The 15,266-nt window shown below is 40.8% G+C and carries 13 protein-coding genes; all 13 read left to right on the top strand.

What is annotated here, in order from left to right; genetic code table 11:
• The first annotated feature begins 223 nt into the window (after window positions 1-223).
• Entirely contained in the window at window positions 224-967 is a 744-nt protein-coding gene (locus ACVRYP_RS02080) for an SDR family oxidoreductase (RefSeq protein ID WP_447467113.1), read from the top strand.
• 135 nt (window positions 968-1,102) lie between these two features.
• Window positions 1,103-1,378 carry a 30S ribosomal protein S16 gene (gene rpsP / locus ACVRYP_RS02075; RefSeq protein ID WP_307121858.1) on the top strand — a complete coding sequence of 92 codons (276 nt, stop codon included), beginning with the start codon at window positions 1,103-1,105 and terminating at the stop codon, window positions 1,376-1,378.
• An 18-nt stretch (window positions 1,379-1,396) separates the two neighbouring features.
• The gene (locus ACVRYP_RS02070) at window positions 1,397-1,639 is read left to right on the top strand and encodes a KH domain-containing protein (RefSeq protein WP_447467112.1); all 243 of its coding nucleotides are present in this window, start codon (window positions 1,397-1,399) and stop codon (window positions 1,637-1,639) included.
• Between the two features lie 133 nt (window positions 1,640-1,772).
• Entirely contained in the window at window positions 1,773-2,291 is a 519-nt protein-coding gene (gene rimM, locus ACVRYP_RS02065) for a ribosome maturation factor RimM (RefSeq protein ID WP_447467111.1), read from the top strand.
• Entirely contained in the window at window positions 2,281-3,003 is a 723-nt protein-coding gene (gene trmD, locus ACVRYP_RS02060; RefSeq protein WP_447467110.1) for a tRNA (guanosine(37)-N1)-methyltransferase TrmD, read from the top strand. The genes rimM and trmD overlap by 11 nt, the downstream gene beginning before the upstream one ends.
• On the top strand, window positions 3,000-3,641 hold the full coding sequence (locus ACVRYP_RS02055) for an alpha/beta fold hydrolase (protein WP_447467109.1): 642 nt from the start codon (window positions 3,000-3,002) through the stop codon (window positions 3,639-3,641). The genes trmD and ACVRYP_RS02055 overlap by 4 nt, the downstream gene beginning before the upstream one ends.
• Window positions 3,642-3,800: 159 nt before the next feature.
• The gene (gene polA, locus ACVRYP_RS02050) at window positions 3,801-6,458 is read left to right on the top strand and encodes a DNA polymerase I (RefSeq protein WP_447467108.1); all 2,658 of its coding nucleotides are present in this window, start codon (window positions 3,801-3,803) and stop codon (window positions 6,456-6,458) included.
• Between the two features lie 31 nt (window positions 6,459-6,489).
• The gene (locus ACVRYP_RS02045; protein WP_447467107.1) at window positions 6,490-6,921 is read left to right on the top strand and encodes a CoA-binding protein; all 432 of its coding nucleotides are present in this window, start codon (window positions 6,490-6,492) and stop codon (window positions 6,919-6,921) included.
• Between the two features lie 482 nt (window positions 6,922-7,403).
• A complete protein-coding gene (glmS, locus tag ACVRYP_RS02040; RefSeq protein WP_447467106.1) occupies window positions 7,404-9,218 on the top strand; it encodes a glutamine--fructose-6-phosphate transaminase (isomerizing) in 1,815 nt (604 codons plus the stop codon).
• A gap of 412 nt (window positions 9,219-9,630) precedes the next feature.
• Window positions 9,631-11,379, top strand: a complete 1,749-nt coding sequence (locus tag ACVRYP_RS02035; RefSeq protein ID WP_447467105.1) for a PTS mannitol transporter subunit IIBC — start codon at window positions 9,631-9,633, stop codon at window positions 11,377-11,379.
• 24 nt (window positions 11,380-11,403) lie between these two features.
• Window positions 11,404-13,380, top strand: coding sequence for a BglG family transcription antiterminator (locus ACVRYP_RS02030; RefSeq protein WP_447467104.1), 1,977 nt, complete (start codon window positions 11,404-11,406; stop codon window positions 13,378-13,380).
• Entirely contained in the window at window positions 13,359-13,796 is a 438-nt protein-coding gene (locus ACVRYP_RS02025; protein WP_447467103.1) for a PTS mannitol transporter subunit IIA, read from the top strand. Before ACVRYP_RS02030 ends, ACVRYP_RS02025 begins: the two co-directional genes overlap by 22 nt.
• A gap of 15 nt (window positions 13,797-13,811) precedes the next feature.
• Complete coding sequence (locus ACVRYP_RS02020) at window positions 13,812-14,960, top strand: mannitol-1-phosphate 5-dehydrogenase (protein ID WP_447467102.1); 1,149 nt, start codon at window positions 13,812-13,814, stop codon at window positions 14,958-14,960.
• Window positions 14,961-15,266: the final 306 nt, after the last annotated feature.

Raw genomic sequence — 15,266 nt, 5'->3', positions numbered from 1 at the left:
ATGAGCGCTGGACGAAAGTCCAGCCTCAATTCTTTTTAAGACTTTCTCTAAGTTATGAAGGTAAAAGTTAATAGACGATTAACTGCTATAACTTTTAAAAGTCATTGAATCAAATATTTTTCTCTATCATTTCATTTATTAAATTTCTATCTCAACCCTCTATTTTAATTGACTTGACTTGCTCATTTTAATAAAGTAAAGGAAAGTATAAAAGGAGATTCACATGTCAAAAAACCAAAGATTAGAAAGAGAAAATCAAAAAGATTGGGTCATGGTTACTGGAGGAGCAACAGGCATTGGATTTTCATTAGCAAAAAAATTCCACCAGGCTGGATATGGAGTGATATTAGTAGGACGTCGTGAGAGTAAATTAAAAGAAGCAGTAGCCACATTGCCTAATGCCATCATAGAAGTTGCTGATATCAGTAAAGTGGAAGACCGCCAGCGATTGATCTCGAAATATTCATATATATCAGTCTTGGTAAACAATGCTGGAATTCAAATCAATCAACCTCTGATAGAACAGGATCTTAGTCAAATTGAACAAGAGCTTGAAATCAATTTAATTGCCCCAATTCTTTTAACGAGGCTATTTCTGCCTTATTTAGTCCAAAAAAAGAAGGCGTCAATTGTAAATGTTACTTCAGGATTGGCCATAGTCCCCAAAGAGTCTGCTTCTGTTTATTGTGCATGTAAGGCAGGGCTTCACAGTTTTTCTAAAACGTTAAGATGGCAGCTTGCTAATACTAATGTCAATGTTCATGAATTGGTTCCTCCCCTTGTTAGTACTGATATGACTTCTGGGAGAGGGAAATCCAAGATAGACCCTGATGAACTTGTGATAGAGTTTTGGAAAAACTTTCAAAAGCATCGTGAAACGACGTTAGGCGGTAAAACTAAGTTATTGGTCTTTCTTAACCGTTTTATTCCTAGTTTAGCAGAAGGTATTATGCGAAAGGGAGCATAATAATCGCTCTCTCAGAAACTTTGTCAAGTTTTTTTCTTGACAGCTGAGGAAAATCTGTTATACTAGATAAAGTAAGATGATAGCTCTGCTATTGTCCAACCATAAATTATAAAAAAGAAAAGAGAACATTTCAAAATGGCAGTAAAAATCCGTTTGACTCGTATGGGTTCTAAAAAGAAACCTTTCTACCGTATTAACGTTGCAGATTCACGTGCACCACGTGATGGTCGTTTCATCGAAACAGTTGGCACCTACAACCCACTTGTCACTGAAAACCAAGTGACTCTTAAAGAAGATCGCGTGCTTGACTGGTTGTCAAAAGGTGCTCAACCATCTGACACTGTACGTAACATTCTTTCAAAAGCTGGTGTTATGGAGAAATTCCACAACGCTAAGTACGCTAAAAAATAAGAAAAGTAGTGTAAGCCTATGGACATGATTGAAAATCTGATTATTGCGATTGTGAAACCTTTGATTTCACAACCCGACAGCCTCACTTTAAAAATTGAGGACACACCGGAGTTTTTGGAATACCATCTGGACCTCGATCAAAGCGATATTGGTCGTGTTATCGGTCGCAAAGGTCGCACGATCTCTGCGATAAGAACGATTGTTTATTCTGTCCCCACAGATGGCAAAAAAGTACGTCTCGTCATTGATGAGAAAGATTAAGTGGGCTCGAAAGAGCTCTTTTTTGCTGTCTAAATTGAGAAATATAGGCCAACATGGTAAAATAAAAGAACTTGAGAAAATCAGAACCTCATCTCATAATGGGAAGATAGGGTTATAGACTAACGGAGTAGTTATGAATTATTTTAATGTAGGCAAAATTGTTAATACCCAAGGGTTGCAAGGTGAGGTGCGGGTAATGGCGGTGACTGATTTTGTAGAGGACCGCTTTAAAAAAGGCAGCAAGCTCTCTATTTTTAATGACAAGGATGAACCTATCTTGGAAGTAGAAGTCGCCAGTCACCGCAAGCAAAAGAACTTTGATATAGTTAAGTTCAAGGGGCTTTACCATATTAACGATGTTGAGAAATACAAGGGTTGCTCGCTCAAAGTCGCTGAAGACCATTTGACAGAGCTGGAGGAGGATGAGTTTTACTACCATGAAATCATTGGTCTAGAGGTCTACGAGAAGGACCAGTTGTTGGGAACAATTTCTGAAATTCTCCAACCAGGTGCTAACGATGTCTGGGTAGTCAAGCGCAAAGGCAAACGTGATTTGCTTTTGCCGTACATTCCGCCTGTGGTGCTCAATGTCGATGTGGCTAACAAGCGTGTTGATGTTGAGCTCTTGGAAGGATTAGACGATGAAGATTGATATTCTGACCCTTTTCCCAGAAATGTTCGCCCCACTGGAGCACTCTATTGTTGGCAAGGCTAAGGAGAAGGGCTTACTAGACATTACCTATCATAATTTCAGAGAGTATGCGGAAAAAGCCCGTCATGTCGATGATGAGCCCTATGGGGGAGGGCAAGGCATGCTGCTCCGAGCCCAACCGATCTTTGATGCCTATGAAGCTATCCCTAAAAATGGGCAACCGCGCGTGATATTGCTAGACCCAGCCGGAAAGACCTTTGACCAGGCTTACGCAGAAGACTTGGCCCAAGCAGACCATCTGGTCTTTATCTGTGGCCACTATGAAGGTTATGACGAGCGGATTAAGACCCTGGTCACGGATGAAATCTCCCTAGGAGACTTTGTCCTAACAGGTGGGGAATTGGCAGCCATGACCATGGTCGATGCGACGGTGCGTCTCATTCCAGAGGTGATTGGTAAGGAAGCCAGTCATCAGGACGATAGCTTCTCATCAGGTTTACTGGAGTACCCGCAGTATACCCGCCCTTATGATTTTCGTGGCATGAAAGTGCCTGAAATTTTGATGAGAGGGCATCATGAGAATATTCGGAAGTGGCGGCTCGAACAAAGCCTGCGCAAAACCCTGGAACGTCGACCTGATTTATTGGAAGACTATGAGTTTACAGAGGAAGAAGCTCAGATTTTCCAAAAGATAAAAGGAGGCATCGAATGAAACTGGTCTTTTTACATGGACTAGGGCAGACTGCTAAGGCCTGGGACAGGGTGATAGCCTCTTTAGGAGACCATGACTGTTTAGCGCTTGAATTATTTGACAATGGGCGTTTGTCAGAAAGCTACGAGGTAATGGATGCCCATGTCCGACAGGAGTTGGCTTGCATGGATGATGATGTCGTGGTCTTTGGCTTATCTCTGGGAGCTAGCCTTGCTTTTCGACTGTTAGACAATCCGCCTGCCAATGTGAAAGGCATTATCGCCTGTGCAGGTCAATACAATCTGCGGGGGAATCCATTTTATTACCTGCAAAAGGCTATGTTTAAACTGCTCCCAAAATCAACCTTTGCCAAGCAAGGTGTGGATAAGGTAAATTTGAACAAATTCTATAACTCTCTAGCAGAATTAGATTTAACGGAAGTCCTCACTCATACCAACCTACCTTGTGCCATCATCTGTGGCGCGAAGGACAAGCCCAATCTGAAAACTTCCCAAAAAGCAGCAGATCTCATTCCAAATGCTACTTATCATACCATACCCAATGCCGGTCATTTGCTGACAGACGAAGCACCAGAGGCGTTGGCAGAAGTCGTTCAGGCGTTTTTGAAGAAAATCAAATCAGAAAAACTTGAAAATTGAGGTCACACGACCTATCTGTTTAACCTTTCTATTACAATAGTCCGATTCTGGCTTAATGTTTTGAATCTGATGTATTTTTAAGACTTCCTTAGCCAATCTTAGCTACCAAGAGATGTTGCTAAGCCAGTCTTTTTTCTTGCCCTGTGGTATAATAGACCTATGGAAAATAAGACGAATAAATTACTTTTGATTGATGGCTCTTCAGTGGCTTTCCGAGCCTTCTTTGCTCTTTACCATCAGATTGACCGTTTTAAAAGTCCTGCTGGACTGCATACCAATGCCATTTATGGCTTCCACCTCATGTTGGACCATATTTTAAAGCGCGTTCAACCGACCCATGTACTTGTGGCCTTTGATGCTGGGAAAACAACCTTTCGATCAGAGATGTACGCGGACTATAAGGGTGGTCGCGCTAAAACACCAGATGAGTTTCGGGAACAGTTTCCCTTTATTCGTCAAATGCTTGATGTCCTTAGCATTGAACATTATGAGCTGGACCAGTATGAGGCTGATGATATTATTGGGACTCTGGCGAAACAGGCTGAGCTGATTGACCAGGATTTTGAAATCACCGTGGTTTCTGGGGATAAGGATTTGATTCAACTAACGGACAGCAATACCACAGTGGAGATTTCCAAAAAAGGTGTGGCCGAGTTTGAATCCTATACACCAACCTATCTCATGGAGAAAATGGGCATTACACCTAGTCAGTTTATCGACCTCAAGGCCCTGATGGGAGATAACTCTGATAATATCCCCGGTGTCACTAAAATCGGTGAGAAAACAGGGCTCAAGTTGCTTCATGAATATGGCAGCTTAGAAGGAATCTATGACCATATTGATGCTATGAAGGCGTCTAAAATGAAGGAAAATTTAATTAACGATAGGGAACAAGCTTTTCTCTCTAAGACACTAGCCACGATTGAAACGAATTCACCCTTGACCATCGGTCTAGATGATATTACTTACTCGGGACCAAGGGATATTGCTGCCCTGTCGCGTTTCTATGATGAAATGGGTTTCAAGCAACTCAAGGCGCAATTGCCTGTGGCTGGCCAACAACCCGATACAGCCACGGCAGAGGTTGCTTATCAGGAAGTGACAGAAGTGACAGCAGATATGCTACATGACCAGCAATTCTTCTATATAGAGATTTTGAATGACACCTACCATACAGAGCCTGTGATTGGTATAGCTTGGGGGGATGCTGAGAAAATCTACGCTGCGGCAGGGGACGATATATTAACCTCTTCTGTCCTTAAATCCTTTTTAGAAGAGACTGCGCTAAAAACCTATGACTTTAAGCGCAGCAAGGTCCTGCTCAGCCATTACGGAATTGATCTGCCAGCGCCTAGCTTTGACAGTCGATTAGCTAAGTACTTGCTATCGACTATTGAGGACAATACTGTCGCAACCATTGCAGAACTCTATGGGCAGCGTCAGCTAGCGCCAGATGAAGTCGTCTATGGCAAGGGGGTCAAACGGGCGGTGCCTGAAAAAGCAACCCTGCTCAGCCATTTAGCCCAAAAAGTCGCTGTTCTCCTCGAAACGGAAGAGCCGATGCGTGAGCGCTTGACTCAACATCAGCAATTGGATTTGCTTCTAGAGATGGAACAGCCCTTAGCTAATGTGTTGGCTAAGATGGAGATTGCGGGCATCAAGGTCAATCGTGACACCTTAAAAGCCATGCAGTCAGAAAACGAGGTGGTCCTAGAAAGTCTGACGCAAGACATCTACGAACTAGCTGGGGAAGCATTTAACATCAACTCACCCAAACAGCTGGGAACGATTCTTTTTGATAAGTTAGGTCTGCCAGTCGAGATGACTAAGAAGACCAAGACAGGTTATTCGACAGCAGTTGACGTTTTGGAACGCCTTGCACCCCTGTCGCCAATCGTGGCTAAGATTCTCGACTACCGTCAGATTGCTAAACTGCAATCGACCTATGTCATTGGCCTTCAGGATTTTATCACTGATGAAGGGAAGATTCACACTCGCTACGTGCAGGATTTAACTCAAACAGGTAGATTATCAAGCGCAGATCCAAACTTACAAAACATACCGATTCGATTAGAACAGGGTCGTTTGATTCGTAAAGCCTTTGTCCCGTCTTGGGAAAAAAGTGTGCTGATGAGCTCAGACTATTCGCAGATTGAGCTTCGCGTCTTGGCCCATATCTCAGGCGATCCTCATCTGGTTCAGGCTTTCAAAGACGGATTAGACATCCATACTTCAACGGCTATGCGGGTCTTTGGGATTGAAAAACCTGAGGATGTAACACCTAATGATCGTCGTAACGCTAAGGCTGTTAACTTCGGTATTGTTTATGGGATTTCTGATTTTGGTCTGGCCAATAATTTAGGTATTCCTCGTAAGTTGGCTAAAAACTATATCGATACTTACTTTGAGCGGTATCCAGGTATCAAAGACTATATGGAGCGTGTGGTGCGTGAAGCTAAGGATAAGGGCTATGTTGAAACCTTATTCCACCGTCGTAGGGAGTTACCAGATATCAATTCTCGTAATTTCAATATTCGGCAGTTTGCCGAGCGAACAGCTATCAATTCACCGATTCAGGGATCAGCTGCAGATATTTTAAAAGTAGCTATGATTAACTTGGACAGAGCTCTGGTTCAAGGAAACTATCAGGCACGCATGTTGCTCCAAGTGCACGATGAAATCGTTCTTGAAGTACCAGAAACAGAAGTGACAGCAGTTGGCGCCCTTGTCAAGAGGACGATGGAAGATGCTATCCGTTTGTCAGTTCCTCTCGTAGCAGACGAAAGTACCGGTCAGACCTGGTACGAAGCTAAATAATTTATCATGCCATTTGTTTTAGGAGGTTCTTATGTCTTATTCTTTTCAAAATCCGAGTCAAGAAACCATTTTCCAGTATCTGAGAGATGCCAAGACCATAGCCGTTGTCGGTCTTTCTAGTCGCACGGAGACGGTGGCTTATCAGGTTAGCCAAATCATGCAAAATGCTGGCTACAAAATCATTCCAGTCAATCCTAGAGCCGTCGGTGAAACCATTCTCGGAGAAACTGTTTATGCACGTTTACAGGACGTTTCCGTTCCCATTGATATTGTCAATGTTTTCCGGCGCAGCGAATTTTTAGCAGACGTCGCTAGGGATTTCATTCAGACGGATGCCAAGATTTTCTGGGCGCAATTGGGCCTAGAGAGTCAAGAGGCAGAAAATATCCTCCGTGTAGCGGGACGAGATGACATTGTTATGAATCGTTGTATCAAAATCGAATATAAAGCTATGAAGGTCTAATGAATTATCAACTGATAGATTCAGCTTGAAGCCAAAATCATTTTTTGAAACCTAACTTTCCTAGGTTATTAAAGATGCTAGTGACTGACATCAAAATTTCAAACCTAACTTTTTGAGCTTTCCCTTTCTTTTGGATTTTAAGCTCAGACCTGAAATAGCCCTATTGATTAATTACCCTAAAAGTTCTAAGTGTCTGAAAACCTAGTCTTTTTTGTCAATTATGTCACTGCGGTAGATTTCAGTTTCGGCTCGTTACTTTATTAGCAAGATATTGAAAATCTCTAGTAATAGTCTTCAATGCTATTACTACAGAAAACAAGAACTCTCACCTGTAACTCAGGTGATTTTTTGTTCAATAAGACTATACCAATTTTATAGTTGACAAATCCTCAAACATTGCCTATACTTAATTTATTGTATTCTATGATACAATTACGCTATACCAATTTTGAAAAAATTATTAAGAAAAGGAATAATTAATTATGTGTGGAATTGTTGGAGTTGTTGGAAATCGAAATGCAACGGATATTTTAATGCAAGGTTTGGAAAAGCTTGAATACCGTGGCTACGATTCAGCCGGCATCTTTGTTGCAAACGGGGCTAATAATGGGCGGTTAATCAAGTCTGTTGGTCGTATTGCGAATTTACGTGAAAAGCTAGGAATCGATGTAGCAGGTGAAACAGGTATTGGGCATACACGTTGGGCAACTCATGGTCCAGCTTCAGAAGAAAATGCACACCCCCATACTTCTGCAACTGGCCGGTTTGTATTGGTCCACAATGGTGTGATTGAAAACTATTTGGCCATCAAAGATGAATATTTAGCAGGACATGACTTTAAGGGCCAAACTGATACTGAAATTGCTGTTCACTTAATCGGGCAATTGGTTGAAGATGGGTTATCTGTTTTAGAAGCATTCAAAAAAGCTCTTCATATCATCGAAGGATCATACGCTTTTGCCTTGGTAGATAATGAAAATCCAGATGTGATTTATGTAGCTAAAAACAAGTCTCCACTCTTGATTGGTGTGGGTGAGGGCTACAACATGGTCTGTTCAGATGCCATGGCTATGATTCGTGAGACTTCTGAGTTTATGGAAATCCACGACAAAGAGTTGGTTGTTTTGACCAAAGACAGCATCACTGTCACAGATTACGATGGGACCCCATTGGAGCGTGAAACTTACACTGCAGAACTTGATTTATCCGATATCGGTAAGGGGACTTATCCGTTCTACATGCTCAAAGAAGTGGATGAGCAACCAACGGTTATGCGGAAATTGATTTCGACTTACGCTGATGAAGCAGGCAATATGAAGGTTGATCCAGCGATCATTAAATCGGTTCAAGAAGCGGACCGCATTTACATCTTGGCGGCTGGAACATCTTATAATGCTGGTTTTGCTTCAAAAGCCATGCTGGAGAAATTAACTGACACACCGGTTGAATCGGGAGTGGCTTCTGAGTGGGGTTACAATATGCCACTCTTGAGCAAAAAACCAATGTTTATCCTTTTGAGTCAATCAGGTGAAACAGCGGATAGTCGCCAAGTATTGGTGAAAGCTAATGCCATGGGAATTCCGAGCTTAACTGTTACTAATGTACCAGGGTCAACTTTATCACGTGAGGCGACCTACACCATGCTCTTACACGCAGGACCTGAGATCGCCGTAGCGTCAACTAAGGCCTACACGGCCCAAATTGCAGCCCTTGCTTTTCTTGCAAAAGCTGTTGGTGAAGCTAATGGCAAACAAGAAGCTATTGAATTTGACTTGGTACGTGAACTGTCATTGGTTGCACAAGCCATTGAAGCAACTCTTTCGGAAAAAGATATGATTGCTGATAAGGTTGAAAAACTCTTATCAACCACTCGCAATGCTTTTTATATTGGACGTGGAAATGACTACTATGTAGCCATGGAAGCATCTTTGAAATTAAAAGAAATTTCCTATATCCAATGTGAAGGTTTTGCGGCAGGAGAATTGAAACACGGAACCATTTCCTTGATTGAAGATGGGACTCCAGTGATTGGCTTGATTTCATCTAGTGAGATTGTAGCTAGTCATACACGCGGAAATATTCAAGAAGTGGCTGCGCGTGGAGCTAGCGTCTTAACTGTGGTCGAGGAAGGATTGGACCGCGAAGAGGATGATATTGTTGTCAACAAGGTGCATCCATTTTTAGCGACAATTACGATGGTCATTCCAACCCAGTTAATTGCCTATTATGCTTCCTTGCAACGCGGTCTTGATGTAGACAAACCACGTAATCTCGCAAAAGCTGTTACCGTTGAATAATCAAAATCTACCCTTGTGCTTGTGCTAGTTTGAGAACATAGACAAACACTGTTTTCTTTGATAATGGTGTTGAAGAGTTCAGCTAGAGAATTTATTAAATGAACTCCTTCCGAGGGAAGCGAGCAAAAACAAAAACTTTCTGCTGTGATAAAATAGCCTGAAACTCAACCGTTTTAGGCTCAAAACTTAGGTTTGGAAGCCCTTAGGAGTCGGCTACCGTCCGTTATCATCTAAGGAAAGTTTCAAAAGACTTTGTCTTCAATCTGTAATCTACCCTTGGGGTAGATTTTTTGTGTCACAAAATTTGTGACAAGGTTTGAGTTTTCTTGCTAGGAGGGTCATTATATAATAGACTTATCAATAAATGACTGCCTTATCTTTGATAAGGCAAATTTCCAAAAGGAGTAGAAAAATGGAAAATGGATCTTCATTGAAAGTTCGGATTCAAAAACTCGGAACTTCCTTGTCAAATATGGTCATGCCTAATATTGGTGCTTTTATTGCTTGGGGTGTATTGACTTCTTTGTTTATTGCTACTGGATGGGCGCCAAATGAACAATTGGCGACGATTGTAGGACCTGCAATTACCTATCTCTTGCCACTTTTAATTGGTTATACCGGTGGACATATGGTTCACGGTCAACGTGGAGCCGTAGTTGGTGCCATTGCTACCTTTGGTGCTATTGCAGGCGCATCAGTACCTATGTTTATTGGTGCGATGATTATGGGACCTCTTGGGGGTTGGGTCATTAAAAAATTCGACCAATTATTTCAAGATAAAATTCGTCCAGGTTTTGAGATGTTGGTCAATAACTTCTCTGCGGGTTTAATTGGTTTTGCCCTTATCATTTTTGCTTTCCTTGCAGTTGGTCCAATCGTATCAAGCTTGACAGAAATCATCGGAAATGGTGTTCAGGCAATTGTGGATGCTAAACTGTTGCCACTTGCAAATATCTTGGTTGAGCCTGCCAAAATTCTTTTCTTGAACAATGCAATTAACCACGGTATCTTTACACCACTTGGAGCAGATCAGGTTGCTGCAACTGGTAAATCGATTTTATTCTTAATTGAAGCAAACCCTGGTCCAGGTCTTGGTATCTTGTTGGCTTATGGTATCTTTGGGAAAGGGTCTGCCAAATCTTCTTCATGGGGTGCTTCCATTATCCATTTCATTGGTGGAATCCATGAAATTTACTTCCCATATATCATGATGAAACCGTTGATGTTCTTAGCAGTTATTGCTGGTGGTGTAACTGGTACCTTTGTCAACCAATTGTTGAATTCAGGATTAACAGGTGCAGCATCACCAGGTTCAATCATTGCAATCTTGGGAATGACTGCCAAAGGCTCTCATTTCTCAGTACTAGCAGGTGTCATAGCCGGTGCTGTTGTATCTTTCCTTATCGCTTCCCTTATTCTGAAAGCTGATAAATCAGAAGCAGATGACCTTGCTGATGCACAAGCTGCAACTAAGGCGGCTAAGGCTCAAGCCAAAGGCCAAGCAGTTGAGCGCGTAAAACCTTCACAAATTTCAACCGATACCGTTCACCAAATCATCTTTGCCTGTGATGCTGGAATGGGTAGCTCAGCAATGGGTGCATCCCTTCTACGTGATAAGGTGAAAAAAGCTGGTTTAACAATTCCAGTCACAAACAAGGCGATTTCAAACTTGACGGATGAGCCAAATACATTGATTGTAACACAAGAAGAATTGACACCGCGTGCAGCTCAACGCACTCCACGTGCTATTCATGTATCCGTTGATAACTTTTTAACATCTCCCCAATACGATGATATTGTTTCTCGATTAGCAGGTGACAACTCCCCAAAGTCTGAAACAACTTCAGTAGCCGGTCATACTGGAGTAGACCTCCATACCATTGACACACTCGTCTTTCCTTATAATAAAGGGCTAGGTTCGGCAACAATGGCTAAAGAAACAGCTCGCTCAGTCTTTGCCCAAAAAGGTATCTCTCTTCCAGTAGAAACAATTGATTATGCCAACTTGTCTCAGTTCAATCATACGAGAGCTTTAGTGGTTGTAAAAGTAGAAAACCTAGCACAAGTGCAACAGATTGTACCATATGCACAATTATTAACTGTTGACAGTTTACTAATGACACAAACTTACGAAAAATTAGTTGCCAACAGCCAAAACTAATGAATAAAGTATTATAATAGAGATATGTTATTAACGAAACGTGAAGAACAATTACTGAAAGCTTTCCTCCAGGTAGGGAAGCTTTCATTGAAAGAGATGGGAGAAATCTTACATGTCTCATCTCGTACAGTCTATCGGACACTCTCAGACTTAACAGATAGTCTACGTAAAGAGGGAATTGAAATTGAAAAGGATGGTAGAAAATATTTTTTAGTCGGAAATACTGATACCATTGTTTTGACTGACTCTTCAGAGGAATGGACGGTTAGTCACCGCCAACTGATGATGACCTATCGTTTACTAACTAGTCATAAACCTGTTATCAATGATGAATTGCAAGAAGAATTCTATGTGTCAAATGTGACAGTCATACAAGATATTGCAGATATTGAAACACGTTTGATGGAATTTGGTTTAACACTGTCTCGGAAAAAAGGCTACTTGATTGAAGGGGAGGCTTTTAAGCGAAGACGTCTCTTGGCGATTCTATTGAGCAACGCTATCTCTATTCAAGATTTTTGGAATGATGACTACCCAGAGTTTTCAGTTCTATCAGTGGATAGGATTCAACACATTCGTCATTTCATTGACCTAGCGGCTAACGACTTGGGAGAAATTGATTCCAAGCTCAAACAGTTCTTGACCATCCTGGTGAGTTTAACGGATAATCAGGAAATCATTATAGTTCCTGGGACTGTTTCAAAAGAAGCTTTGGATTTTTCAAAAAAATTATTTGCCAACTTGGCCAAAGAGAGCAAACAATTTTTTAACTTACAAGAAATAATGTATATTGCTAATGTATTGGACGAAACCATTATCAAACGCCAAGAAGTGCCCTTGTTTCGAGAGAAATTTGATAGTGAATTCTATTATAGCTTGACTCAGTTGGTCGATGCTGTTTCACGGTTTACAAAGATTGATTTTTTCAAAGACAAATTGCTCTTTCGACTCTTGTTTAATCACATGAGATTAGGTTTGGCAGTCCCTATCCTTTTCCCCGAGAAAAGCACGACAAACATTGCTTATCTAGCAACTCAGCAACATCAATTTCTACACAGCATTGTTAGTTTGGTTATGCGTGATATTTTTCCGTCATACATACAACATGAATTTGAATATGAATTGGTTACTCTTCACTTTGCATCCAGTTTACGACGAAGTCCGGATATTTATCCGATTCGAATCTTGCTGTTAACAGATGAACGGCCTTTAACGACTAGTGTTTTAGTATCAAAAATAAAAAATATCGCCCCTTTTGTGGAATGGATTGATGTTCGCAATACACGAGATTGGTCCGTTGTGAATCAGAATCAATACGATTATTGGTTGACAACTCGCCCCATCCCAAATCAGGATATTGATTTGATTTCTACGTTTCCAAATACCCAAGAAATATTGGAACTCCAAGAGAAGTTGCAGAACATACAAGAACACCGAACAATTTCCAAGAGAGAAGATGTGGTTAAGCAGCCAACTCATGATTTACAGCAATTTTTATTTGCAAGCTCTCATATCTTGCACCATTTTTCTCTAGTTCAGTTAGACAATCCGGTAGAATTTGAAGAAACGGTAGAATTAATTGTTGAACAGATGGAAGTAGTTTCTGATACATCTTATCTGGTCAAAAAACTTCTCTACCGCTTCGAATTAAGTCCACTGGCGATTCCAAATACAAATTTGGCCCTTCTTCATACACAATCCAGAACTGTAGAAGAAAGTCAATTTAGAATTATTGAATTGAAGAATCCGGTAGAAGCTAGAGCCATGAATGGTCAAACAGAAACGGTTTTTCGAATCTTAGTTATGTTGACCAAGGATTCCGAAACGGAGGAAATCAGAGAACTAATGACGGCTATTAGCCAGTCGATTATCGAAAATAATTTATACACAGAAATTTACCGTACAGGAAACCAAGAGATCCTGTACCAATTGCTTAATGCGATCTTTACTGAAAAAATTAAAAAAATGGAGAATGAAACATGGAATTTCAAAAAGAATTGATCAAACTTAATCAAAGCTTTTCCACCAAAGAAGAAGCTATTCGCTATTGCGGACGAGTCCTTTGTGATGCAGGGTATGTAAACAAAGCTTATATTGAATCTATGATTGACCGCAACAATGATTTATCAGTCTACATGGGGAATTTTATTGCCATTCCTCATGGGACAGATGCGGCCAAAAAAGAAGTGCTTTCATCAGGAATCACCATTGTTCAAGTCCCAGCTGGTGTAAATTTTGGAACGGAAGAGAATCCTCAGATAGCTACTATTTTATTTGGAATTGCAGGATTGGGTGATGATCATTTGGAGATGATTCAACAAATTTCCCTGTTTTGTGCCGATGTCGAAAACGTAGCTCAATTAGCAGATGCTCAATCAGAAGATGAAGTGATTGCCTTGTTAAACACTGCAGGGTAAGCAGGGAGGTAGAAGATGAAAAAAGCAGTTCATTTTGGTGCCGGAAACATTGGCCGAGGTTTTATCGGAGAAATTCTATTTGAAAATGGTTTTGAGATTGCTTTTGTAGATGTTAACGAAACCATCATAGATGCATTAAATGCGCGTGGTCAATACGAAATTGAAATCGCCGAAGAAGGCAAGCGGCGCATCGCTGTTTCGGGTGTCCGTGGCATTAACAATGGCAAGCATCCTGAAGAAGTTGTTGCAGCAATTTCAGAAGCTGATATTGTGACAACGGCTATAGGCCCTAATATCTTACCTTTTATCGCACCACTGATTGCAGAGGGCATTGAGGCGCGTTTGAAAAAAGGAAATACTCAACCCTTGGATGTATTGGCTTGTGAAAACATGATTGGTGGATCTAGCTTTTTGTATGAAGAAGTGCAAAAACACCTTACTTTAGAAGGTCTAGCATTCGCCAAATCCTATATTGGATTTCCAAATGCTGCAGTAGACCGTATTGTACCAGCACAGAGTCATGAGGATCCTCTATTTGTAATAGTAGAACCATTCAGTGAATGGGTCGTTGAGACAAAAGCTATGATGAATCCAGCTTTAAGTCTAGAGAAAGTTCATTATGAAGAAGACTTAGAACCCTTTATTGAGCGCAAATTATTCTCAGTGAACTCTGGTCATGCAACATCAGCCTATACAGGAGCTTTTTATGGCGCAGCAACTATTTTAGAAGCCCTTCAAAATGAGACGGTAAAAGAGAAAGTCGAAGCTGTTTTAGCAGAAATTCGTAGCCTATTGATCGCTAAATGGCAATTTGATGAACAGGCTTTAGTGGACTACCATCAAGTCATCATTAGCCGTTTTGAAAATCCATACATTGTAGATGAAGTGAGCCGAGTTGCCAGAACACCAATTCGCAAATTGGGATACGATGAACGCTTTATTCGCCCGATTCGAGAACTAAAGGATAGAGGCTTGCCGTACGATAGCCTCTTGCAAACTGTTGCTTATGTCCTCAACTATTATGATGAAAATGATCCTCAATCAGTAGAGCTTCATAAACTAATAGCAGAGGAACCAATCAAAGGGGCAATTAGTCAGATTACTGGAATTAAGGATGATGAATTAATTTCGCAGATAGAACGAGCTTTTTTTAGCTTAAATTAAGTTATCTTTTATTCAGTTTTAATTATTATTAAAAGAAGCATATTATGCTTATTTAATTCTAAAATCTGATTGTGATGAACTTCTTGATGCATTGTTTTTCGCTGTTGATTCATTATACACATATTTAATTTAGGTTGCCAAGTTGATTTAGATTTTTATTTGGTATTACTTGCAGCAATGCATAATACTAGAGAGGCTGGGTAAAAAGTCTCGAAAAATAGAAAATGGCATAGAATAACGTTGTTAAAACGTTATTCTATGCCATTTTGCTTTTAAAATAATAATTAAAATATAACTTTTTCCCCC

Source organism: Streptococcus rifensis (assembly GCF_053203525.1).
Note: the sequence above shows the minus strand (reverse complement) of the source record. Positions and strands in the feature narration are given on the sequence as shown.

What these genes read in the sequence shown, in the direction of transcription:
- trmD (WP_447467110.1), top strand. Translation starts at nt 2,281, where the DNA reads ATGAAGATTGATATTCTGACCCTTTTCCCAGAAATGTTCGCCCCACTG.
- ACVRYP_RS02055 (WP_447467109.1), top strand. Translation starts at nt 3,000, where the DNA reads ATGAAACTGGTCTTTTTACATGGACTAGGGCAGACTGCTAAGGCCTGG.
- ACVRYP_RS02025 (WP_447467103.1), top strand. Translation starts at nt 13,359, where the DNA reads ATGGAATTTCAAAAAGAATTGATCAAACTTAATCAAAGCTTTTCCACC.
- ACVRYP_RS02070 (WP_447467112.1), top strand. Translation starts at nt 1,397, where the DNA reads ATGGACATGATTGAAAATCTGATTATTGCGATTGTGAAACCTTTGATT.
- rpsP (WP_307121858.1), top strand. Translation starts at nt 1,103, where the DNA reads ATGGCAGTAAAAATCCGTTTGACTCGTATGGGTTCTAAAAAGAAACCT.
- ACVRYP_RS02035 (WP_447467105.1), top strand. Translation starts at nt 9,631, where the DNA reads ATGGAAAATGGATCTTCATTGAAAGTTCGGATTCAAAAACTCGGAACT.
- ACVRYP_RS02030 (WP_447467104.1), top strand. Translation starts at nt 11,404, where the DNA reads ATGTTATTAACGAAACGTGAAGAACAATTACTGAAAGCTTTCCTCCAG.
- ACVRYP_RS02020 (WP_447467102.1), top strand. Translation starts at nt 13,812, where the DNA reads ATGAAAAAAGCAGTTCATTTTGGTGCCGGAAACATTGGCCGAGGTTTT.
- glmS (WP_447467106.1), top strand. Translation starts at nt 7,404, where the DNA reads ATGTGTGGAATTGTTGGAGTTGTTGGAAATCGAAATGCAACGGATATT.
- ACVRYP_RS02080 (WP_447467113.1), top strand. Translation starts at nt 224, where the DNA reads ATGTCAAAAAACCAAAGATTAGAAAGAGAAAATCAAAAAGATTGGGTC.
- ACVRYP_RS02045 (WP_447467107.1), top strand. Translation starts at nt 6,490, where the DNA reads ATGTCTTATTCTTTTCAAAATCCGAGTCAAGAAACCATTTTCCAGTAT.
- rimM (WP_447467111.1), top strand. Translation starts at nt 1,773, where the DNA reads ATGAATTATTTTAATGTAGGCAAAATTGTTAATACCCAAGGGTTGCAA.
- polA (WP_447467108.1), top strand. Translation starts at nt 3,801, where the DNA reads ATGGAAAATAAGACGAATAAATTACTTTTGATTGATGGCTCTTCAGTG.